We start from the raw sequence: 25335 nt of genomic DNA, 5'->3' as shown, positions 1-25335 counted from the left end.
AAAAATATTTTATTTTTTTATGGGATTTTTTTCTGTTCAGGGCTCATGTCTTTAAATGCCTCCCAAAATCTATGAACAAGGAACAGTTTTTACAAATTCTTACACATTATCTGGATAATGAAGCAACAAAAGAGGAAGAGGAATTTCTTCATGCTTATTATAACCTGTTTATTGCTGATGCCGATGTGATTGCCTTACTAAAATATAAAGAAACGGAAAAGTTAAAATTGTCGATGAAGTCAGCCATTGATCATCGCATAGACCAACCTATAAAGCCCGCTAGGCGGTTACAATTATGGCCAATGATCAGGGCTGCTGCGGCTATATTACTTTTGGCGGGCGGAGGCCTATTTTTTTATGAACAAAGGACTGATAAAAGTCAATTAATAACTAATACTTCGCCGGTTAGTATTCTTTCGGGCAGTAATAAAGCGATCCTTACGCTATCAAACGGAAAGAAGATATCGCTGACCGATGCGGCAAACGGTGTTATTGCACAACAACCAGATATCAAGATCACTAAATCAAATAACGGACAATTAGTATATACAGTTAAAAACGATATGGCCTTTTTGACAAATAACCCCAACGCAAAAGCCATTTTGTGGAACACCATAACAACACCAAAGGGCGGGCAATGGCAGATCGTATTGCCCGATGGTTCAAAAGTTTGGCTGAATGCCGCCTCTTCTTTAACGTTTCCTGAGCATTTTACGGGAAACGTACGCAAGGTACAGCTTCAGGGCGAGGCCTATTTTGAAGTTGCGCATAATAAATCGATGCCGTTTCATGTAAGCAGTTTAAAACAGGACGTGGAAGTTTTAGGCACGCACTTTAATGTTAACGCATATGATGATAACCCAACTATCAAAACCACTTTGCTGGAAGGGGCTGTTAAAATTACCCGGCCTGAAAAAAACGGGTCGCAAATATTGAAACCAGATCAAGAAGCTATCCTGTCTGTAAATGATATCAAGATCAATAACGTGGATGCACAGGATGCTGTTGCCTGGAAAGAAGGAGTGTTTCTTTTTAATGATGATCAATTGGACGATATTATGAAAAGAATTAGCCGATGGTATGATGTAGAAGTGGAATTTAAAGATCGGGAAATCAAAAAGGATAGATTTAGCGGTACAGTTTCGCGTTTTGCCCAGATTTCCCAGGTGTTAAGAAAGCTGGAAGTATTAGGTGGGGTAGCATTTAAGATAGAGGGCCGGAAAATTTTGGTCCAGAAAAAATGATATCAATTCGGAGCCGGGCGGCTATAGCTGATATAAAAGAAATTACCAATAATTTATAACAATTAACCTAAAAATTCATGAAAAGTAAGCTGCAATCAGGACCCTAATCTAAGTCTATTGCATCTGAAAATAAATAACCGGAAGTGATGCGAACACTCCCGGAAATATTGTTCAGGTGTCATTAAAATGTTGTGAACAAATTAAATACGGATTAAACCCAAACAATCAAATGTATAAAAATTCTACAAATTTTATATGCAGGTATTCATCCTGCATCAAGAAAATTCTGAATGTTATGAAGCTAGCCACCCTAATGCTGATAACTACCATGCTTCATGTAAGTGCTGCTACTTTGGCACAAAAAATTTCCCTGAAAGCATCCGGCGTATCAATTAAACAGGTTTTCAAAGAGATACGTAAACAGACGGGTTACAACGTATTATGGAAGTCAAGTATGCTTGATGCCTCAGCCCGCATAGATGCCAATTTTAATAATGCATCTTTAGATGAGGTGATGCAGGCGTGTTTAAAAGAAAAGCCCTTATTATATACTATAGATGAGAAGACGATTCTTATCGCAACAAAAGCCGAGAAGCCAATTCTTAACAAGGTGGCAGGGGTATTAAAAACCATAAATATACACGGCCAGGTAGTTGACGAAACCGGAAAATATATACCTGGTGCTACGGTTGGCATTAAGGGAACAGCAATACAAACGGTAACCGACAATAGCGGGGCATTTTTTCTAAAAGATGTGGATGAAAGCGCTTTTTTAATTGTTTCTTTTGTTGGTTATACATCGCAGGAAATTAAGGCTAATTCGAATTTGACAGTCAAACTGATCCCCCAATTAGCTAATCTGAACGAGGTGGTTGTTATTGGTTACGGCGCACAAAAACGGAGGGACGTTACCGGGGCTGTAGCTTCCATAAAATCCTCTGATCTGGATGTGTCTACAACTTCCAACTTTCAACAGGCGCTGCAAGGAAAGGCAACCGGTTTGCAAATCATTCAGCCTACCGGGCAACCTGGTGCAGGTGTTAGTGTGAAAATAAGAAGTAACCCCTCCAATGCCAACCCTGGAGTTTTGTATGTAATTGATGGTATTGTTGTTAACAATAATCCGGGGATTCCCAGCGGCGCATTTTACGGTGGCGGTGGCGTTGATCAGTCACCTATGAACTTTATAAACCCTAATGATATTGAAAGTATCGAGGTTTTAAAAGATGCCAGCGCTAGAGCTATCTATGGGGCTCAGGCTGGAGGTGGGGTTATCCTGATAACTACTAAACGTGGTAAAACAGGCAAACCCGTTATACAATACAGTGGTACTTATGGCTTGCAACAAGTGGATAAGATGTACCAGGTGCTGGGAACCAAAGATTATATGGAGCAACGTAATTTAATCAACCAGGAATTGTATATGTACCGGAAAAAAATAGCCCCTTATTATGGTACAGTTGATGCCAATAGTATGACTCCGTTTGTACCGCTATATACGCAGCAACAGATAGATAATACACCGGTTTATCCTAATGCTATGAATGCCATAACCCAGCGAGGATACACGGATCAACAAAATATATCACTATCGTCCAGCGATGGCAAAACCACTTATTTTATATCTGGCAATTATTTTGACCAAAAAGGTGTAATTAAGGGCACGGATTATAAAAGGTGGAACGGCAAGGTAAATCTTGATCAGAATGTATCTGATAAAATTAAATTGGGTATCAATCTAATCGGGTCTAATTCTGCCTCAAGTAATTCGGTAACAGGAGGCGCTAATGGCTCCGGAGGGATTGTTACAGCTGCTTTGTATTATCCGGCAAATATGCCTTTACAGTTGCCAGATGGCAGTTATCCCGTTAATCCGAGTTATCCCGGCATACCAAATCCTTTATCATTTGCAACAATAACTGATCAAATACAAAACCAACGATTGTTAACATCTGCTTACGGCACATGGGAGATTATTCATGGATTAATTGCTAAGGCCAATTTTAGCTATGATCAGGGAACCGCTAAGAGAAACAATTACCTCCCCACCACATTTTCTTATGGCGCCCAGGTTAATGGCAATGCAGGTATAGCAAATAATTATTCCAATACTAAGCAGATAGATTATACGCTGAATTATAAACACACAATTGGTAATAAACAGACAATCGATGGCTTGATAGGTTATACCTATCAGCAGCAAAATAGCGGTTATTCAACGGCAGGAAATACTAATTTTACATCAGATGCTATTTCTTATTATAATCTCGGGGCTGGTCAGGCAGATAAACCATCGGTGAGCTCTGGGCAAAATCAAAGTACCACTGCATCCTATTTTGCAAGGGCTATTTACCAGTTAGATAGCAAATACACCCTTCAGGCCAGTATTAGGCGGGATGGATCAAGCAATTTTGCTACCAATCATAAATGGGGTTATTTCCCTGCGGTTTCTGCCGGCTGGATAATTTCTGATGAGAAATTTCTGGAAAATAATAAACAGGTTAATTTCTTAAAACTGCGTTTAAGTTATGGTGAAATAGGTAACGCTAATTTTGGGGCCAGCGCTTTTGAAGTTTACGGTTTAGGAGGCAGCCCTAATTTTGGTACCAATTCTACATCAACTGGTATTTTCCTCACGCAGGCGGCTAACCCCGACTTGAAATGGGAAACCGCGGCAGAGATAAATGTAGGATTGGATTTTACACTTTTCACCAATAGACTTACGGGTTCGGTTGACTATTTTAATAAAACCATCAGAAATCTGATCTCATATGTGCCATTTCCGGCCGACTTCACTGTTGGCGGCGTTTGGAGCAACTCTGGAACTACCAAATCTACAGGTTATGAAATTGGGCTACAGTCTAAAAATATTATTGCCGGCAGCAAGGGCGGCTTTACCTGGTCAACTAATATCAATTTTTCGCATTACTTGAGCTATTGGGCTAAGCGTTCGCCGGCGGCATTGGCTACTTTAGCTAAATACGTAGACCCATCCGGCAAAAACGCGTTGTTTAATGGTGTATATGGCTATGTATCATCAGGTGGATTATTTACGGGAACGTATGTCCAGGCACCTACTACTATGCCAGGCATGTTACCAGGTGGGTTAATTATTAAGGATATTCATGGTTATGATGCCAATGGTAAACTCACCGGCCCTGACGGAGCTATAACTACTGCAGACCAAATGTTGTTAGGCAACGCCGACCCGAAATTTAATATTGGATTTGGTAACACCTTCTCATATAAAGGTTTTGATTTGAATGTCTATTTTTCTGGTGCTGTTCAAAAAGCATGGAGCCCTTATGCAGGAAACGGAATATACAGAATATCTAAACTGGATGCGAATTTAGGATCGTTTGGATGGAACACCCTGCCGATAAGCCTTCAAAGATGGACGTTTAAAAATCCGGGGGGGAGCTTCCCTTCTGGTGTATCCGACCCATCTTATTCAGCTTATCAAAATTCATCAAGCTACTACTATATCAATGCGTCCTATTTGCGTTGCCAGAACCTAACACTGGGTTATAATTTCCCGGCTGCTATTTTCGCCAAGCAAAATGTGATTAAAGGTTTAAAGATGTCGTTTGATGTGCAAAATGCGTTTGTTATAACCAAATATCCTGCGATAGATCCAACCTTGAGTCAAGGTAATTATTATCCGCTTAGTCATGGGTACGTTTTGGGTTTGAACGCTACGTTTTAATTTATTTTATATAAAATATTAAAAGATGAACACTAAAAAAATCTCATATACTGGGTATTTATTTCTTGCTATGATTGTCATCTCCTGTTTAGCATCCTGTGAAAAGGATCTGGCGAATAAGACATACGGCACTTTCTCCGGCGATAACTTTTTCAAAACTGCGGCTGATGCCAAAGCGGCTGTCAGCGCTATGTATACCGGTACCATGGAAGGAGGCAACGGCGGATGGGCCTCTGCAGACCCTTCGTTCCGTGCACAGGCAAGTCAAACTACCGATGAAATGATATGTAACTGGGCAGATCCATTATGGGCCAGATTAAACACACTCAATTTTACGCCCGACTTTTATGATAACACCCATCATTACACTCAGTTGATGCCCATGATATCAGAGATCACAGTGTATATTTCTAAAGTTAACACTATTGCTATGGAAGCCTCTTTAAAGAACAGATACATTGCAGAATTAAAAGCACTGCGAGCGTATTATTCACAGGTTCTTTACCTTTACTATGGCCCGGTTCCTATAAGACTTGACGCAGCCCAAGTGAACAACCTGAGTTCTCCTGTTCTTCCACGCCCAACGAAAGACGAAATGGTTAATAACATTATCAATGATTTTACTGATGCTATTAGCGTTTTGCCTAATGCCTTTACCGGAGCTGATTACGGCAGGTTTTCCAAAGCCGCATGTTACACTTCTTTACTAAAGCTGTACATGCAGGAAAAACGCTGGGCCGATGCTGTAGCCACCGGAGAAAAGATCAAAACGCTGGGATTTAGCTTAACACCTAAATATGCCGACAATTTTAATATCAGTAATAAAGGAGGAAATTCAGAATTGATATTAGCTATTGTTTGTTCCCCTACCAGCAACGTTAATTATAATGACTGGCTTAACCATGCTCTGCCTCCAGATTACGTAGACACAACGGGTATACCTACTGACAGCTGGGGCGGATACCGGATGCCATGGAAAACTTATGATAAATTTGACCAGCATGATAAAAGGCTTGGTGTTTTGTTGCAGAAATATCCGGTAGGCTTTAATGCAAATGGTACTGTAAAATTCCGGGATGCCAGAGCGGGAGGGGATATTGGCGCTGTGCCTGTAAAGTTCGGCCTCGATCCTTCCAAAACAAACTCAGATGCAAGTAGCGTGGATTATCCGGTGTTTCGATACGCTGATGTGGAATTGCTGCTGGCTGAAGCGCTTAATGAGCAAAACGGAGGACCCAATCAGGAAGCGTATGATTTGATTAATGATGTACGCACAACTCACGGCGGACTGCCCGCATACGTTTCCGGTACGTTAAATCACGATCAGTTTTTAGCTAAAATACAAAATGAACGCTTATTTGAACTATGGGGCGAAGGGGTAAGGCGGGATGATTTGATCAGGTGGGGCCTATATATTAAGCGGGCCAAAGACGATGGATCTACTTTTGCCGACGATAATAAAATTCTATATCCGTTGCCAAGAAATGTGGTTAATCAAAGTAATGGCATTATTAAGCAAAATCCAGGTTATAATTAATCAATCAGCGGCAACAGATAATTCACTCGTCTGTTGCCGTATTTTTAGCTATGAGGTTAATGTGGTATGCTACAGTAGTATTTAAATATCCATCTATAAGTTTTGAATGATCCAATGCACAGGACAATAATCATTGTAATATTTTTTTTAGGTATAGTTATGATTTATTGGAACTGTACAAATACCAAAGGGCATTATTCATCTGAGGGTGAAGTATTGTCAAAAAAATACTGTACGTCCTGTCATGCCTACCCATCCCCATCATTACTCAATAAACAAACATGGGCTAATCATGTGCTGCCTGCTATGGGCGCATTTGCTGATTTGTTTAAAGATAAAGACGGCACTTACCGGAAACTGACACCCGAAATGGCGGCGCAGTATAGAAATCCATTATTTGCCCATGTACGGGCATCCATTCCTACAGCAGACTGGGAAAAAGTTGTGGATTTTTACCTGGAAAATGCTCCCGATTCCCTGATTTCGCCTGCTGTACCAATAACTGCTGACAGTAAGCAGTTTGATACATCGTTACCCATAAAAAAGTCAAAAGCTTATACGGGGCTTGTTTATTACGATGAAAAAAGTAAGCTCTTGTTTCAGTCCAATTTTAAAGACAGTACACTTCGTATTTATGATAGCTCCCTGCAAGTTAAGGACAGTTTGATCCACTGCAAAGGAGTAGTAGATGTGGAACCCCTGAATGCTGTCAATACGAAAGGGAGGACCTCGTTCTTGGTCACTCATATCGGCAGCTTTCAGCCTACCGTGCAAAAAAATGGCTTTGTAGAGCAGGTAGATATCCAAGGTGGTAAAATAATCCATCGGAAAACGTTATGCGATAGTGTATACAGGCCTGTTCAATCAGCTATGGTAGATATGGATAGCGACGAGAAAAAGGACATCGTGGTTTGTGAATTTGGTTATATGAGCGGGCAATTATCATTGTTTAAAAACACGGGTAATGGGCACTATCAAAAACAAACTATTTCTACCACCGCCGGGGCCGAAAAAATGTATATCGAAGACATCAATGGAGATGGTCTGCCAGATATATGGGTTTTATTTGCACATGACATTGAGGGTGTTTTTCAGTTTATTAATAAAGGCGGCGGCAAATTTGAACAAAAACAAGTGCTGTCTTTTCCTCCTTGTTATGGATCTACCTATTTTGAATTGAAGGATATTGATCACGATGGGCAAAAAGAGATTATTTATACCTGTGGTGACAATGCAGATTACTCACAGATTTTGAAGCCTTATCATGGCGTATATATATTCAAAAAAAACGCACAAGGGCAGTTTAAACAGGTTTATTTCTTTCATGTAAACGGCTGTTATAAGGCCGTATCTGCGGATTTTAATCAGGATGGCAAACCAGATCTCGCTGTAATTAGTTTTTTTGCGGATTATGAGCATCAACCACAGGAAGGGTTTTTATGGCTCATCAATCAGGGTGGCTATAAATATAAAGCATTTACTGATCCTGCTGTTACCAATAAAGGAAGGTGGATATGTATGGATGTAAAAGACATGAATGGCGATCATAAGCCTGACATTATACTCGGAAACATGGCCGCTAAACCCGGAAAAAATCGAACGCTGATGCTGCAATGGATGAACGGGCCGGAAATCCTGGTTTTGAAATCAAAATAAAATACAACCGAATAACCTAAATATTAAAAAAATCAGGCTTGTACGCTGACTAAAAAAAGAACGATGAAATTTTTTTTAAGAATAATAACCCTCATAACTTTTTGTGTAATCATGATAAGTTTTTCTGTTCAGGGGCAGGATTTTACTCCCGTTAGGCAGTTGGCGCAAAGGCGAGTGCCTTGGCTTGCACCAAAGCTCGTTTTTTTTATGCTTGCCACTGATAACGGAAAGGACGTGTTTGAAATTTCGACAAAAGACAATAAAGTAAGAATTGCCGCCTCAAACGCCAATACAGCAGCTACCGCCTTAAACTGGTATTTAAAATACTATTGCCACAGAAGTATGTCACACATGGGCGATAATCTTTCGCCGGTTGCTGTATTGCCGCTTCTGAAAAATAAGGTAAGAATAGTGGCTGAGTTTCCGGTCAGGTATGCATTGAACTATTGTACCATAAGTTATACTATGGCTTTTTACAAATGGAACGACTGGGAGCGTGAGCTTGATTGGATGGCGTTAAATGGTGTAAATTTAATGCTGGCCCCTGTAGGTACAGAAGCAGTTTGGGAAAATACTTTAAAACGAATTGGTTATTCGGATAAAGAAGCACTCGGTTTTATTCCTGGTCCGGGTTTTACAGCATGGTGGTTAATGGGTAATCTGGAAGGGTGGGGTGGTCCGGTTACGCAGATCATGATTGATAGGCAGACTGCATTACAAAGGCAAATTTTAAGCCGCATGAAGCAGTTAGGTATTTCACCAATTTTACAGGCCTTTTATGGCGTTGTTCCAACATCTCTGAAAAATAAGATGAATGTTCAGGTAGTTGACCAGGGAAACTGGGTTGGCGGTTTTAAGCGCCCTGATTTTCTGTTGCCTACTGACACCAGTTTCAAGAAAATTGCTGGCATTTATTATGAAGAAATGCAAAAACTGTATGGCAAAGATATTCATTATTTTGGGGGTGAGCCTTTCCACGAAGGAGGTAAATCTGCCGGTATAGACATAACTGCATCAGCCAAAGAAATTCAGCATGTTATGCAGCAGTATTATCCTGCAAGTACCTGGGTGCTGCAAGGCTGGCAAGAAAACCCCTCAAAAAGTTTATTACAGGGATTAGACAGATCAAAGGCGCTTGTTATAGAATTGTTCGGGGAAAACACTAATAATTGGGAACAAAGGAATGGGTATGACAGTACTTCTTTTGTATGGAGCAACGTGAGCAACTTTGGAGAAAAAAATGGACTTTATGGAAAATTGCAGCGTTTTGCAAGTGAGGTTTATCGGGCAAAGAATAGTAAATACGGTAATTTGTTGAAGGGCGTAGGTGTCATTCCGGAGGGTATACGCAATAATCCGGTGGCATACGATCTGATGCTTGAATTGGGTTGGCATAAAGATAGTGTAGACGTAAGTAAATGGATAAAAGGTTACGTTAAATATCGCTATGGAACCAATAATGATACAATACAAAATGCCTGGCAGCAATTATTGCAAACAGTTTACAGCAGCCCGGAGCAATACCAGGAGGGGCCGTCCGAATCGATCTTTTGCGCGAGGCCGGCAGTCCGTATTAATAGTGTTTCTTCCTGGGGAACAAGGGTAAGGAATTATGACCTTAAACAATTTGAAGCAGCAGTTAAATTATTTGTGTCGGTATCACCAGGGTTTGAAAATAGCGAAACCTATAAAACGGACAGAGTCGACTTTTTAAGACAACTTATGGCTAATAGGGCTGATACCGTGTATGCTACGATGATTAAAGCACTGAAGAGTAATAACAAAGTTTTATTTAACACCACATCTGATCAGTTTTGTCATATGCTCATGATGCAGGACTCATTACTGTCGTCAAATAAATATTTTTCATTATCCACTTGGCTAAATGCAGCAGAGCGTTTTGGCATTACGCCGCAAGAAAAAATCATTGCTTTGCAAAATGCAAAAGCTCAAATTACATATTGGGGTGGGAATAATCCTAAAACCGACCTGCGCGACTATGCTCATAAAGAATGGGGTGGGCTTTTATCATCACTTTATGTTGAAAGATGGAAAAGATTTATAAAGGATACAAACGCTGACCAGTTAAAACCCAAAGGAAATGTCTATTTTGATATGGAAAAAAAGTGGGCAGATTCACCTGGGGTTTATCAACAGGGTCAATTGCCGGAAGATAAGCTGAATGATTTGATCAATAGAATTATCAAATAGTTAATGTGATGACTTAGATTATGATGGGAAATAATTGATCTACATCAATTATTTCCCATCATATTGTTACTTATTTGTTACTTGTGTTGTGTAAGTGTCTGTAATTTAGATATTTATTATATTCCTGCCATAGAAGCAAAGGTAAACGCAATTATGGGTTTCTTAAGATTTATGTTAATAAAGACTACTCTGCTCTGGCATCTTAAAAATACAGCATAATAGAATTTATACCTGGCATCTGGTAAATATCATTTTATCGTTAAAAGCGAATAACCCATCTCTGAATTTAATTATACTATTTTTGGTTATTGAATAAATGCATAGCACAACACTTTATCACCTATGAAAAAAGCGCACTATCTTTTTATGTTTTCCTGTTTCTTCCTATTAAACTGTACCGGTGCAAAAAAACTGGTCGAAACCGGTAGTGCCGGCAAGGGCTGGAAAAAGCTTTTTAACGGCCATGACATTAACGATTGGTTTGTCAAAATTAATCATCACGAAGTTGGCGAAAATTATGGGAATACGTTTCGGGTAGAAGATGGCATGATCAGGATCAGCTATGATCAATATGGCGATTTCAACGATCAGTTTGGTCACCTGTATTACAAAACGCCGTTTTCTTACTATCACCTGCGGTTTGAGTATCGCTTTGTTGGTAAGCAGCAAAAAGGCGCTCCGGATTACACCCTCCTTAACAGTGGTATGATGTTTCATTCGCAGGATCCCCGAACCATGCTGAAAGACCAGGATTGGCCAATATCGATAGAAATGCAATTATTAGGCGGTCTTGGCGATGGACAATCAAGGCCAACAGGAAATATGTGCTCACCCGGCACCGACGTTGTTTACAAAGGCAGGGTATCGCCAGACCATTGTATCAATTCTACTTCAAAAACCTATGATGGTGATCAGTGGGTAAAAGGCGAGCTGATTGTTCTGGGCAACAAATTAATTACTCATATCATCAACGGCGATACTGTGCTGCAATATTCCAGACCCACCATTGGCGGCGGAGTGGCACATGGCTACGATCCAAAGTATAAGCAGGACGGGAAATTATTAAGCAGCGGCTTTATAGCTTTGCAAAGTGAAGGCCAGCCTGTCGATTTCCGGAACATAGAGATCAAACAATTGCCGGATACTGACCGTTAAATAATAAACAAACTATTTTGGAACTTGAATTTACGCCTTCTTTAGTTCCCTCACCTGGAATGCAACATGGAACGTTGAGCCTATTCCTAATTCACTTTCTACCCAAATGCGGCCTTTGTGTTTTTCCATTATTTTTTTAACAATGGCGAGGCCAACGCCGGTACCTTCATATTCGTCAACATCGTCAGATCGTGTAAACAGATCAAAAATCTTTTCAATGTCGTGCAGCTTAATGCCTATCCCGTTATCGGTTACCCGATAGCGCACCTGGTTTTCGAGATGCTCACCGCTGATGTCCACAACAGGTGTCTGGGTTTTTGCTGAGTATTTGATGGCATTTCCAACTAAGTTGGAGAATACCTGCTGAATCATGGTTTCGTCGCCGTAAATGGAAGGTGTAGATCCAATGTTAATGTTTAACGGCGTATGTTCATTGGCAACCATCAATTGCTCTTTTAAATCGTCAAGTAACATGGTCATATCTACCAAACGCGGCTTGGCTTTTATTTGCCCGGCTTTAGAGTAATGCAGTACCTCTTCAATCATAGACTGCATCCTGCCTGCGCCAATTACGATTCCATCCAGCATTTTGCGCTCTTTAGGTGCCAATTGCGAACTGCGCTGCAGCAGCTGCGAATAACTTTTGATGGCCGTGAGCGGGTTTTTAAGATCATGCGAAATGGTGTAACTGAATGCATCCAGTTCGTCATACGCTTCCTTTAATTTATCGTTCAGGATCCTTATCTCGGTAGCTTTACGGGTAATGGCAAATGCCACTTCATCCTTAAGCTGCAAGGCCGACCGGAAGTCTTCATTTTTCCAGGGAGCGGAGGTTTGTCGTATCATCTGTTTCCATGTTTCAAATGACGTTCGCGGCGAAATTTGGGAGAGCCCGTTTTCGCCAATCTCAACAGGCTTATCCGGATTACCAGCCCAGGTGACGGAAGAAACAACCTCGGGCCGGAACCAAATGATATATTCTTTTAATTCCCTGGAAAGCCGGCATGCCAAAATACCGCTGGCCGTTTTTTGATGCGCTATCGCTGCCGGGCATTCTTCGGCAAGGCAATTTGTTGCATAAATGCCTTCCTGCATGTTTTCATGTAACCAGTTAACAATAGCATTAATAAAGATATTGTCGGGGGTTTTTCCGGTATGATGAAACTGACCGTCGTAAGCGAGTACGGCACCCTCGGCTTCAACCGCGTGCAGCACCGTTACCTCATGATTAAACAAGGCATCCTCAATGTTATTGTAGCGCAGCAAATGCCTGCTTAGGTCATCTACCGCTGTTTTTAGCCTGTTGTTTTTATGCTGGTTTTCTTCCTGCTGCCTAAAGCTAAGGGATGAAGAAAGCACCTGCCCTATAAGTTTAGCAGCCTCGCGCTGTTTGTAATGGATAAATCTTGGTGTATAGTTATGGCAGGCAATCAATCCCCATAGCTCACCATGGTGGATCAGCGAAACACTAAAGCTGGAAGCCACGCCCATATTTTTCAGATACTGGATATGTATCGGCGATACCGCCCGCAGCGAGGATTGGGTAAGATCAAGCGGTTTATCGTTGAGTTCGGGATAGGTGAGAATGGTAGATGGAACCGTTGACACATCTGCAATTTGCCGTACCAGATTCAATTTATATAGCTCACGGGCTTGCTGCGGAATATCAGACGCAGGATAATGCAACCCAAGCCAGGTTGATAATTGTGGTGTTTTAGCTTCTGCAACCACTTCGCCATGTCCGTCCTGATGAAACTTATAAACCATAACCCGGTCGTATCCAATAATGGTTTGGATTTGCAAAGCTGCGTTATTCAATAAATGGGATAGATCTGCAGCAGACATAATTTCAGATAGCATACTGCCAATAACCAGCTGAATATCTAATTTCAAATCTGAGTTACTTGGCTCAAACTCCAGCAGGTACTGATCGGCCGAGTCACAAATGATCAGGTTGTAATCCTTGCCGTTAATATGAATAGGATATGGATTAAGAGGACGGAAACCTTCTTTGGTTTTAGCAATATTAAGCAGCTTGGTAATAAACCCGTCCATTTTGTTTAAAATAACTGTTTCCAGAAAATAAACGGGTGTACCAAGAAGGCTTGCAGCACTCACTGGAGCAAAGGCCGAAATGTTCTCGCTGCAATAGGTGATTTTTAGTTCCTGGTTAATGCTTATCAAAAAGCCATGCGATTGTATTTTTCCGGGGATGTGAATAGGTTCCCTGTCGCAGTTAGAAAGGTCGGTAGTGGTCATAAAGATGCCGTTTAGGTACTCGTTAATTTGAAAACTGAAACTCAGGATATTGGAAAAGTATGCTTAGAGAAATAATAAAAGCTGTTTAATAAGTCACAACTCTTATCCATTTTAAAGATGTTCCCGGGATAGGGAACAGGATCGTGTTTTTTTTGAAAGGTATACATAACATTCGGCATAAACCGGATAAACTTTCGATATCTTTAGCCCCTCTTGCAAAACGAAAATCTATCCGACCAGCTTAAAATAGAAACTTCAGGACCTCACCAGGAATTGGAAAAGGTACTGGTACAGCGTATGCGTAAAATGCAGAACGTGGATGACTATGTAGATTTGTTAAAGTGTTTCTACAGCTATTTCGGCGCGCTGGAAGATCACATTAACCTTTACATAGGAATAGCTGAACTGCCTGATCATTTACAGCGCCGCAAATCCGAAAGCCTGGCCACAGATATTCACTCCCTGGGTGGTTCATTACCTGAGAAAACTAAACCGGCAGACCTTCCGCTGATAGCAAACCATTTACAGGCGTTTGGTGCAATGTATGTAATGGAAGGATCTACTTTAGGCGGGTTAATTATCAGCCGGATGATCGGCAAACAGCTAAACCTTCATGATGCAGGGTTGTCCTTCTTCCAAAGCTATGGAGAACAACTGCATACAATGTGGGATAGCTTTAAACTCGCCCTAAACCGGCAGGCCGAAGATCAATCGGAGAGCAGCATTGTAATAACCTCTGCTAAAGCTACTTTCCGGCAATTTAAGGTTGTTTTGGATCGGACTGAACCTTAATACATCTGCTTATATCATTCTATACTGCTTGCAGGCCAATCTATGGTGTTAAGAGTTTGTGTAAAAGTTTTGGAGAGATGTTATAGGCTTTGTTGTAAATAGGCCCAGCGAAACAATATTATAAAATGTTAAATTAATACACAGATAAATTAACCAAACTGTAATTGGCCTTTACATAACAAAATCTTTACTAAAAATAATTCACGCAATCGATTGAGTGTATTGGAAATTAATTAAATTGCTGCCCTCAATATTAAACTTAAAAAAAATCCAATGCGACTTAAATTTTACTTGTCACTATTGTTAGTCCCGCTTTTGTTTTTTGGTTTTAGCAGGCCGCCGGTAACGCCGCGCATACTTGTTTTTACAAAAACAGCAGGATTTCACCATTCCTCTATCCCGGCAGGCGTTGCTGCCATTTTTAAGCTGGGTAAAGCGAATAATTTCTTGGTAGATACTACATCAAATGCCGGTTTAATAAACGAGGGCAACCTAAGCAAATACGCTGCGGTTGTTTTCCTAAGTACTACCGGTCCTTTACTTTCAGCGGGCGGTCGTAATGATTTTGAACGTTATATACAGGCCGGTGGCGGTTACGTGGGTATTCACGCTGCTGCCGATGCCGAGTACGACTGGCACTGGTATGGCCGTTTAGTGGGCGCTTATTTTGAAAGCCACCCGCAAATTCAGGAAGCTACGCTGCGCGTGGTTGATAAAAGCCATCCGTCAACAAGTCACTTACCCAGCGAATGGAAGCGGACCGACGAGTGGTATAACTTTAAGAGCCTTAACCCCGATGTGCATGTGCTTATCAATATTGATGAAAGCAGTTACAAGGGTGGTAAAAACGGCGCCAGCCATCCAATGGCTTGGTATCATAATTTTGAGGGCGGTCGTGCTTTTTATACCGAGCTTGGCCATACCGACGAATCATACAGCGATCCGGCTTATTTAAAACACATTCTTGGTGGTATTAAATGGGCTATTGGAGGTAATCAAAAATTAAACTACGCCAAAGCCACTACCGAGCGCGTGCCCGAAACCAATCGTTTCGTAAAAACCAATTTAGTACAGGGAACGTTTTTTGAGCCTACCGAAATGGCTATTTTGCCTAACCTGGATATTTTGGTTACCCAGCGTCGTGGCGAGGTAATGTTGTATAAAAACGACACCAAAAAGGTAAAACAAGTTGGCTTTTTAGATGCCTACTGGAAAACAAAACATAATAAAGATGCCAATGCCGAAGAAGGCGTATTAGGCTTACAGGTTGACCCTGACTTTAAAACCAACCATTTCGTTTACATTTATTACAGCCCTGCGGATACATCTGTAAACCGTTTATCGCGCTTTACTTTTGTGAACGATACGCTTGATGTTAAAACCGAAAAGGTGGTCCTGCAATTGTATTCGCAAAGGGAAATTTGCTGCCACACGGGCGGTTCCATCGCCTTTGGGCCAGATCGTATGCTGTATGTATCAACCGGCGATAACTCAACCCCGTTTGATGAATCAAAAAATAATGGTTACGATACCCACTCGTTTGCACCACTGGATGATCGCCCCGGTTATTTAAACCATGATTCCAGGCGGTCGGCAGGTAATACCAATGACTTGAGGGGTAAAATCCTGCGCATTAGGGTTAAGGAAGATGGCTCTTACGAAATTCCGGCGGGTAACCTTTTTGCACCGGGTACGCCTAACACCAAACCCGAAATTTTTGTAATGGGTAACAGGAACCCTTACCGTATTTCGGTTGATAAGAAAAACAGCTATTTATATTGGGGCGAGGTTGGCCCGGATGCTAATAACGATAGTTTAGCTACCCGTGGTCCGCGCGGATACGATGAGGTTAACCAGGCAAAAGTTGCCGGTAACTTTGGCTGGCCGCTGTTTGTAGGGCCAAACATTCCGTATCACGAATATAACTATGCCACCGGCGAATCGGGTATAGCGTTTGATCCGCTGCGGCCTGTAAATAACTCTAAGAACAATACCGGTTTAAAGGTATTGCCACCGGCACAACCGGCGTTTATCTGGTATCCTTACGGCGAGTCGAAAGATTTTCCGCAGGTTGGCGAGGGCGGCAGGACGGCTATGGCTGGTCCGGCTTATTATACAGATATGTTCCCGAAAGCAACCCGTTTGCCTGATTACTATAACAAAAAAGTATTTATTTACGAGTGGATAAGGGGCTGGATAAAAGTGGTAACACTTGATGCCAATGGCGATTTCGACAAAATGGAACCCTTTATGCCCGGCACCAAATTCAATGCCCCAATTGATATGGAAACAGGTCCCGATGGTAAGATCTATATATTGGAATATGGCTCGGGCTGGTTCTCTAAAAATGCCGATGCGGGTTTAGCCAGGTTAGATTATAACCGTGGTAACCGCGCACCAGATGTTAAATCGCTGGCTGCTAACAAAGCATTCGGCAGCCTGCCGTTAACGGTTACTTTTACCGCATCGGCAAAAGATCCTGAAGGTGATAAAATGACCTATACCTGGAATCTGGGCAATGGGGTAAAAAAGACAACCGCTTTGCCAAAGCTTGTTTACACTTACACCAAAAAAGGCAACTACACCGCAACGGTTGAAGTTAAAGACGATCAAAATGCGGCCAACATAAGTAAACCAGTAAGCATACTGGCGGGCAACAATGCGCCCGGTCTGAAATTTACCCTGGCCGATCAGAAAGCCAATCTTGCAGGCAAAGCGCTCATGCTATCTCTTGATTGTAAAGCATGCCATAAGGTGAGTGAAAAATCAATTGGCCCTGCGTTTACCGAGGTAGCTAAAAAATATCCAAAAGGCGCGACCTCTACAGATCACCTCACCAAAAAAATACAACAGGGCGGTAACGGTGTTTGGGGCGATGTATCTATGCCTGCACATCCGGCCTTAAAAGCTGCTGAAGCCAAACAGATCATCAACTGGATCTATTCGCTTAAATAGCATCTCATTATTGTAAATAAAAAGGCAGGATAATCACTATCCTGCCTTTTTTATTGCCCCTAAAATTCCGGCCTTAAAAATATTTTGTCAATATGCTTTTGTTTTGATTTTTTTAATATGTTTGTACAATACAACAAATAAAATATTGAACCGTTTAATCATCTGTTATTTATTATATTGAGCAATTAATAGCGTCACATTTATTTGGTAACCATTAACAGCAACCAATCCATCGTTAATTAAAACATGAAAAAAGGAATATACATTTTAGCGGTATTAATATGCCTGGGCCTACTGCCGGCATCGGCCCAGCAAAAGGTAATATGGCAAATAGGAAAAGCCGATAACAGCATTGCCGATATGGCTTTGGCCCCCGCCGATTTTGAGCATTTCCTTAATCACGATTTTGGATGGGAAGACCGTTATTACCTGGTAGGCTTCTCTAACCCTAAAACCGACTGGCCGTATGCCTTGCCCGGCCCTAAAGATGCCTGGGGAGGCTCAGGATCAACAGCGGGTACACGCTCAAGTGTGCTGAATATTCTTTTCGGCTTAAAGCAACTGCCACAAAATGCCCAATGTAATTTAGTTATAACCATTGCTGGTTACCAGGAAAAAATGCCTCCCTTATTTAAGGTAAGCATAAACGGGAAATCCTATAAATACCAATTGCCCCAAAAAGCGGTTGCAGATAACACCATCTATGGTAATTTAGAAAACAATAAACCCTACAATATCAGTATCCCGCTTACGCCAGGTATGCTGCGTAAAAGTGGTAATGAAATAGCGCTTACATCTATTGATGGCTCATGGCTGGTTTTTGATCAGGTGCGGTTGGATGGCCCGGCTGGTTTGGAACTGGTAACCCCGAAAGATATTTTTGTGCGCGAAGTAAAAGCAGCCGCTTACGAAATTGACAACAATGGCAAGCATTTTCAGCCTTTACTGGTAGATGTAGAACACCTTACCGGTACCCCAAAAATTAGTGTTAAGGTAGATGGGAAAACTTTATTGGAGCAGGATATCGATTCGGCACGTTACCAGTTGGAAGTACCCATGCCTGCAGTATCGGAAGCAAAAACAAGCGAGTATGAAGTGTTTAGCAATGGCCGATTGTTGGAAAGCGGCAGCATACAGCGCCACACACAAAAACTTAATACCCCGGCCGAATATGGCGATACCCGAATAGGTACCGGCCACTCACGCTGGATGATTGCTCCCGGCCCGTGGATGCCGTTTAGCATGGTTAAGTTAAGTCCTGATAATCAGAATGGCGGCTGGTCTGCCGGGTATGATCCTATTTACGAGAGCATAGGCACCTTTAGCCACATTCACGAGTGGACAATGGCCGGCTTGGGTCTATTCCCCACAAGCGGACCATTAAAAACTAAGGTAGGTGATGAAAGCAAAACCGGCGACGGCTACCGCTCAAAAATAGACAAGGCCAGTGAAGAAGCGCCCATAGGTTATTATAAAGTACAGCTTACCGATTACAATATCAAAGCCGAACTTACCGCCACTACCCGTTGCAGCTTTATGCGTTACACATATCCAAAAGCTACCAATGCCCGGGTAATGATAGATCTGAAAATCCCGGCCGAATACGGTTATAACCTGAAGGATGTTACCCTGAAAAGAGTTAGCGATACGCGCATTGAAGGCTATAGCAAACAGTTTACAAAAGATGTATGGTCGGGTGGGGTAGACCAGGATTATACCATTCATTTTGTAATAGAGTTTGACAGGCCTTTCAAAAAATTTGGCACCTGGGTTAACAATTCAGTGACAGATAAAGATGTTGTTGCCGCCATCGACCCTAAAAAAGCAGGTGCATTTGTTGAATTTGATACCAACACCAACCAGGTGATACAGGTGCGTACCGGTATTTCGCTGGTAAGCATGGAAAACGCCGCCGAAAATTTATCCACAGAAATTGTTAAGCCATTTGGCTGGAGCTTTGATAAAGTGCGCGATAATCAGCGTGAAACCTGGAATAAACTATTCGGCAGGTTGGAGATCACCACTAATGACTCGCGCGAAAAAATGCGCTTTTATACCAATATGTACCGTGGCTTAGCCAGCCGCAATACCTGGAGCGATGTAAACGGGCAATGGATAGATGCATCTAAACGGGTACAGCAATTTACCGACGGCAAATCTGTAGCCCTGGGTTGCGACGCGTTCTGGAACACGTTTTGGAACCTTAACCAGTACTGGAATTTGGTTACGCCCGAGTGGTCGTCTAAATGGGTACACTCGCAACTGGCCATGTATGATGCCGATGGCTGGCTGGCCAAAGGGCCTGCCGGTATGAACTACGTGCCCGTAATGGTTGCCGAGCACGAGATCCCGCTTATAGTAAGTACTTACCAGATGGGCATCCGTGATTATGATGTACAAAAGGCATTTGAAGCGGTTAATAAAATGCAAACCACGCCTGCCCAAGTGGTAGGCAAAGCAGGGCATGCCGGTAATGAGGATCTGGAAGCTTACCTGAAATACAAATATGTGCCTTATGACCTGGGGCGTTTCTCCAACACGCTGGAATATGCCTTTGACGACTGGACGGTATCGCAATTAGCCAAATCCTTGGGTAAGGATAAGGAATACACGCAGTTTCATGATCGATCAACGTACTGGAAAAACATCATCGACCCGGAGAGTGGTTACGCTCGTTTAAAAAAATCTGACGGAACGTGGTTCCCGAATTTCGATCCGTTTAAATCTGGCGCAAACGAACATTATGTAGAAGGCAATGCCTGGCAGCTAACCTATTTCGTGCCGCAGGACGTACCCGGATTGGCAAATACTATTGGTGTAGATAAATTTATAAAACGCCTGGAGTGGGGTTTTGGCGAAAGCTACAAGCTGCGTTTTAATGCCCCCGGCGATCAATATTGGGATTACCCCGTGATACAGGGCAACCAGCAATCCATGCACTTCGCGTTTTTGTTTAACTGGGTTAAAAGACCATGGCTTACCCAGCGCTGGAGCCGCTCCATCGTTGATAGGTTTTACGGCTTCGGTGCATCAAACGCTTACCTTGGCGATGAAGACCAGGGGCAAATGAGTTCGTGGTTTATCATGAACGCGCTGGGCCTGTTCCAAACCGATGGGGGAGCAAGCTCCAAACCTATATATGAAATAGGCAGCCCTATATTTTCAAAAGTGGTTATTCACCTCAACGGACAATATGGTCGCGGACAAAGCTTTACTATTGAGGCCGTCAACACATCGCGTAACAATAAATACGTGCAAAGTGCTACACTTAACGGCAAAGAACTAACATCGTTCAGTTTCCCCGCATCCGAACTGTTAAAGGGGGGTAGCCTGGTACTTAAAATGGGCGACAAGGCAAACACCAACTGGGGTATTTCGGATATCCCGGTATCGCAATAGGTAATTGCCGTAGTTAATCGGGCATGTATATTTTGTTTATATTCGTTTGAATAAGCAGATAATATACATGCCTGATCTATATAGCGAATACAAATAATATTCGCTTTTTTTATCTCATCTGCAATGTACTGACTATAGCGTTACCTGAAAATATCCGCCGGTATTAAATACCAATGTTGTTAAAAAACAATCAATTATTACCGTAATTTTGCAGCAAATTTAACAGGGTTCATTTTATTTAGATGCGTTTAATTACCTGGTGTTTTCTGCTGATATTGTTAAGTAGCGCTGCTGCCTTCGCGCAGCAGGATACTTCAGTGGTGCCACCTAAAATTAAAACGTATCACAGGCCGCCAACAGCCGGCCAGTCCCTGCTTGATTCTGTTGCGGCATCCATGGAGGCACACAAAGCTTTCATTGCCGATTCTGCTGCTATGCACTTCCTTCGCATGCCCGATGCCAATACCAGAAGCGATTATACCGATAGTCTGTTTGCCCAGGCGGTATATAAGGGTTATGGCTTTTTAGATCTGCATCTAAAATCAAAAAGTATAGTAAAAGACGGCCATATCCGCACTACGCGCGATCCCTGGATAATTATAATAATAGTGGCCCTTTTGCTATATACCGCCTTGCTAAACTTCGCCTTAAATAAGGATGTAAGTTTTGTGTTACAATCTTTTTATAGCAAGCGTGTGGTATCGCAGGCCGGTAAGGAAGAGGGACTTGTAAGCACCTGGGCATTCCTGGGCTTGTTCCTGCTGTTTTGCCTGGCGTTTGGCTTATTCCTGTACCAGCTGGCGGCCTACAAGGGTGTTTATTATTCGGTTAGCGGCAGCAGGTTATTTGTTTCGCTTACGGTGGCGATTGTTATATTGTTTGCGCTTAAGTTTATGGTACTTAAGGTTTTAGGATTTGTATTTGATATTAATAAATTGGTTACCGACTACCTTAATATATTGCACCTTACCTACTTCAACATAGCTTTTGTGTTTTTACCGGTGGTAATATGTTTTAGTTTAATGGCAGCGCAGTATATCCCTGTTTTACTGGATGTAACGCTCATTGTTATTGTTGTAATTTTTGTATGGCAATACCTACGGAGCAGTGTAAATATTATTTCTACGTTTCGATTTCACAAGTTTTATTTATTTACGTATCTTTGTGCCCTCGAAATTTGCCCTGTTTTAATTTTAATAAAGGCATTGAATATCAGAATTTAGGTAGTTAAAAAAATTGATTTGGAAGACAGAAAGAAAAAGGTTAAAAGTATATTAGTTACTTTGTCAAAACCCGAAAATGATAAGAATCCGTATGCAGAACTGGCTAAAAAGCTAAACCTGAAAATTGATTTCAGATCATTTATTCATGTGGAAGGCGTGCCTGCCAAAGATTTCAGGAAAGAGAAAATAAACCTTGCTGATTTTACTGCCGTTATTTTTACCAGCCGTAACTCGGCCGATCATTTCTTCCGCATTTGCGAAGAGATGCGTTTTGAAGTACCGGTAGAAATGAAATATTTTTGCCTTTCAGAAACCATTGCCCTTTATCTTCAAAAATATATTCAATACCGTAAACGTAAAATTTTCTTCGGTAAACAAACCGCTGCAGATTTGGCCGAAGTATTGAAAAAACACGCTGCCGAGAAATTCCTTTACCCATGCTCTGATGTTGCTGCAGAAGAAACGCAGCGCTTTTTGCTGGAGAACGGTTATAACTTTACCCCGGCGGTACTTTTCCGCACCGTTTGCAGCGATCTTTCTGATCTGGCTGAGGTGTTTTATGATGTAATCGCTTTCTTTAGTCCGTCAAGCATTCAGTCTTTATACAAGAACTTTCCCGATTTTAAACAAAATAATACCCGCATAGCCGCCTTTGGTGCAACAACGCATAAAGCCGTGCTTGAGGCTGGTTTAATTCTTGATATCCCGGCTCCAACTCCGGCTGCCCCTTCCATGACAATGGCCATTGAGCAGTATTGCAAGGTGGTAAATAAATAATATTTAGAAATTTATTTAACCCAGTTGCAACTTTTATTCAGTTATTAGCGTACTAATGACAACTAATTTACATGTTTGTGGTTAGTTAACCTGATGTGCTGTTTGTGTTATTTTATCTGTAAAACAACGTTCAATAAACTTAATTTGGCCTTTCGGCCCGTTAAATGAATGTTTTTTGTTTTAGATGACGCAAATTTGATATATTCGGGGGTCTTATAATGTTATAGTTATATAACTGAATTTTGATTTTACAATGAAGCAGATATACCTTTTATTAGTTGTTTTAGGGGTTGGCATATTAAGCGGTTGCGGCGGTGGCGGCGACAGAGGCGAACTAACCGGTGTGCCACAACGTTCGTTTAAAGCCGAAGTACCTTATGGTATGGTATATGTTCCAGGAGGTACCTTCCTTATGGGGCAAACAGATCAGGACGTAACCTTTGCGCAGATCTCCCAAACAAAACAGGTTACTGTACCTCCGTTTTTTATGGATCAAACAGAGATCACCAACAGCCAGTACAAACAATTTGTGTACTGGGTGCGCGATTCAATTGCTATAACCAACTACGCCAACGATAACAAATATTACCTGCAGCCAAAAGGCACGGCAGCCAATGCCGGCGGTAAAAAATATATCAACTGGGATTATGTAAAGAAAAACCCGGTTTGGAGCAATAAAAAGGGACAGGCAGGCAATTCCCAAAAATTACAGGGCATGTATTATCAGGATGAAGACCGCGTGTTTGACCGCAACGAAATTGATGTACGCCTGTTAAAATACAACTACGCTTTATTTGAACTGCGCGATGCCGCTAACCACAGGAACGATCCAAAATCAAAACGATCTGACTTTATATTGCGTGATACTGTTGCCGTTTATCCGGATACACTGGTATGGTTGAGCGATTTTTCATACGCTGCCAACGAGCCAATGGTTGAAGGTTATTTTTCGCACCCGGCTTTCCGTAACTATCCGGTAGTTGGTGTAACCTGGAGGCAGTCAAGAGCTTTTACAGTATGGCGTACACGCTATAATGAGGCCTATAAAGATAAACGCCATTTACCGCACCGCGCACGTGTTGAACTGCCTACCGAGGCCGAGTTTGAGTACGCTGCACGCGGTGGCAGAATAGGCAATGATTACCCTTGGGGTGGTCCGTATATTAAAAATGCAAAAGGATGTTTGCTGGCCAACTTTAAACCAGGCCGTGGTAACTATACAGATGACGGCGGTGCTTATACCGTAAACGTACGCTCATACTTCCCTAATGATTTTGGTTTGTATAATATGGCCGGCAATGTAGCCGAGTGGACAGCATCGGCATTTGATCCTTCGGCATCAACATTTGTACATGATTTAGCACCTACCTTTAATTACGAAGCCAAAGCCAGCGACCCTGAAGTGCTTAAACGCAAGGTTGTACGCGGTGGCTCATGGAAAGATGTAGGCTACTTTCTTCAAAATGCAACCCGTACTTACGAGTACCAGGATACTGCAAAATCTTACATTGGTTTCCGCTGCGTAACACATTTCCAGGGCAGGGATATCACAGACAAACACTAACACACACTAACTAACAAAACATTTATACTAAGTTATTTCTGAATTATTATGGCAGGAAAGAAAAAACCATTCGGAATAGGAAACATAATATCAATCGGTGCAACAGTTGTAATCATCGGTTTGTTATTTAAAATTCAGCACTGGAAATACGCAACTGAATTTATCACAGTAGGCTTAAGTACAGAGGCTTTTTTGTTTTTTCTATTAGGTTTACAGAGGGAAGATAAAGATATCGACTGGGTGCGTGTATATCCCGAGTTGAATGAGGATTTTGCCGGCGAATTACCAAAAACATCATCACATGCAGTAATCAGCGGCGGTTCATCAAGCACTGCAGCGTTAGATAAAATGCTTGACGATGCCAAAATTGGTCCGGACCTGGTACGTAGTCTTGGCGATGGCCTGCGCACATTTGGCGATAAGGTTGCTGCCATATCACGCGTTACCGATGCTGGCGAAGCTACTATTGCTTTTACACAAAAAGTAAAAACTGCAACAGCAAGCTATGATAATTTGAGCACCGCTTTTGAAAAAGCATCTGCCAATTTATCTGAAATGGCAAATTCAAATGTTGATTCAAAGGCTTACCACGATCAGGTAAATAAACTGGCTAAAAACTTAGGTTCATTAAATGCAGTGTACGAACTGGAATTGCAGGATTCAAGCGCGCATTTAAAATCAATGAACAAATTTTATCAAAACCTTGCTTTAACCATGAACAACTTTAACGAATCGTTAGATGATTCAAAACAGTTCAAGGACGAAGTTGGGCGTTTAGCTAAAAACCTGTCGTCGTTAAATGCTATATATGGTAACATGCTTACAGCCATGAACCAGCCGCGTGTTAATTAATATAA

14 protein-coding genes are annotated in these 25335 nt (G+C 41.8%); 13 read left to right on the top strand and 1 reads right to left on the bottom strand.

Translation table 11 applies throughout. From position 1 onward, the window contains the following. Positions 1–71 precede the first annotated feature (71 nt). The 6 genes from BLS59_RS14815 to BLS59_RS14790 all read left to right on the top strand — a co-directional run bounded on the left by BLS59_RS14815 (position 72) and on the right by BLS59_RS14790 (position 11509). A complete protein-coding gene (locus tag BLS59_RS14815) occupies positions 72–1244 on the top strand; it encodes a FecR family protein (protein WP_091150064.1) in 1173 nt (390 codons plus the stop codon). Positions 1245–1539: 295 nt separating this feature from the next. Next, the gene (locus BLS59_RS14810; RefSeq protein ID WP_162842642.1) at positions 1540–4950 is read left to right on the top strand and encodes a SusC/RagA family TonB-linked outer membrane protein; all 3411 of its coding nucleotides are present in this window, start codon (positions 1540–1542) and stop codon (positions 4948–4950) included. 25 nt (positions 4951–4975) lie between these two features. Further along, positions 4976–6487 carry a RagB/SusD family nutrient uptake outer membrane protein gene (locus BLS59_RS14805; protein ID WP_240315244.1) on the top strand — a complete coding sequence of 504 codons (1512 nt, stop codon included), beginning with the start codon at positions 4976–4978 and terminating at the stop codon, positions 6485–6487. Between the two features lie 114 nt (positions 6488–6601). After that, a complete protein-coding gene (locus BLS59_RS14800) occupies positions 6602–8143 on the top strand; it encodes an FG-GAP repeat domain-containing protein (protein WP_091150062.1) in 1542 nt (513 codons plus the stop codon). 63 nt (positions 8144–8206) lie between these two features. After that, positions 8207–10354 (top strand): alpha-N-acetylglucosaminidase, encoded by a 2148-nt coding sequence (locus BLS59_RS14795; protein ID WP_091150061.1) that lies wholly within the window; start codon positions 8207–8209, stop codon positions 10352–10354. A gap of 342 nt (positions 10355–10696) precedes the next feature. After that, positions 10697–11509, top strand: coding sequence for a 3-keto-disaccharide hydrolase (locus BLS59_RS14790; RefSeq protein WP_091150060.1), 813 nt, complete (start codon positions 10697–10699; stop codon positions 11507–11509). A gap of 30 nt (positions 11510–11539) precedes the next feature. Here BLS59_RS14790 and BLS59_RS14785 read toward each other — a convergent pair whose 3' ends face one another. After that, positions 11540–13768 carry an ATP-binding protein gene (locus BLS59_RS14785; protein ID WP_091150059.1) on the bottom strand — a complete coding sequence of 743 codons (2229 nt, stop codon included), beginning with the start codon at positions 13766–13768 and terminating at the stop codon, positions 11540–11542. Between the two features lie 213 nt (positions 13769–13981). On the opposite strand from BLS59_RS14785, the gene BLS59_RS14780 reads away from it, so the two are divergent. The 7 genes from BLS59_RS14780 to porL all read left to right on the top strand — a co-directional run bounded on the left by BLS59_RS14780 (position 13982) and on the right by porL (position 25330). Next, positions 13982–14560 carry a biliverdin-producing heme oxygenase gene (locus BLS59_RS14780; RefSeq protein WP_091150058.1) on the top strand — a complete coding sequence of 193 codons (579 nt, stop codon included), beginning with the start codon at positions 13982–13984 and terminating at the stop codon, positions 14558–14560. Between the two features lie 273 nt (positions 14561–14833). Then, positions 14834–17515 carry a ThuA domain-containing protein gene (locus BLS59_RS14775; RefSeq protein WP_091150057.1) on the top strand — a complete coding sequence of 894 codons (2682 nt, stop codon included), beginning with the start codon at positions 14834–14836 and terminating at the stop codon, positions 17513–17515. A 246-nt stretch (positions 17516–17761) separates the two neighbouring features. Beyond that, positions 17762–20914 (top strand): GH92 family glycosyl hydrolase, encoded by a 3153-nt coding sequence (locus BLS59_RS14770; RefSeq protein WP_091150056.1) that lies wholly within the window; start codon positions 17762–17764, stop codon positions 20912–20914. Positions 20915–21156: 242 nt separating this feature from the next. Further along, a complete protein-coding gene (locus BLS59_RS14765) occupies positions 21157–22137 on the top strand; it encodes a DUF4271 domain-containing protein (RefSeq protein WP_091150055.1) in 981 nt (326 codons plus the stop codon). A 12-nt stretch (positions 22138–22149) separates the two neighbouring features. Continuing rightward, positions 22150–22914, top strand: a complete 765-nt coding sequence (locus BLS59_RS14760; RefSeq protein WP_091150054.1) for a uroporphyrinogen-III synthase — start codon at positions 22150–22152, stop codon at positions 22912–22914. A 253-nt stretch (positions 22915–23167) separates the two neighbouring features. Continuing rightward, on the top strand, positions 23168–24478 hold the full coding sequence (porK, locus tag BLS59_RS14755) for a T9SS ring complex lipoprotein PorK/GldK (protein ID WP_091150053.1): 1311 nt from the start codon (positions 23168–23170) through the stop codon (positions 24476–24478). A 48-nt stretch (positions 24479–24526) separates the two neighbouring features. Beyond that, a complete protein-coding gene (gene porL / locus BLS59_RS14750; RefSeq protein ID WP_091150052.1) occupies positions 24527–25330 on the top strand; it encodes a type IX secretion system motor protein PorL/GldL in 804 nt (267 codons plus the stop codon). The last annotated feature ends 5 nt before the right edge of the window (positions 25331–25335 follow it).

The sequence above is a fragment of the Mucilaginibacter pineti genome, assembly GCF_900101875.1.
Taxonomy (GTDB): domain Bacteria; phylum Bacteroidota; class Bacteroidia; order Sphingobacteriales; family Sphingobacteriaceae; genus Mucilaginibacter; species Mucilaginibacter pineti.
The sequence above is the reverse complement of the archived record's forward strand: the minus strand, read 5'-3'. Positions and strand labels throughout refer to the sequence as shown.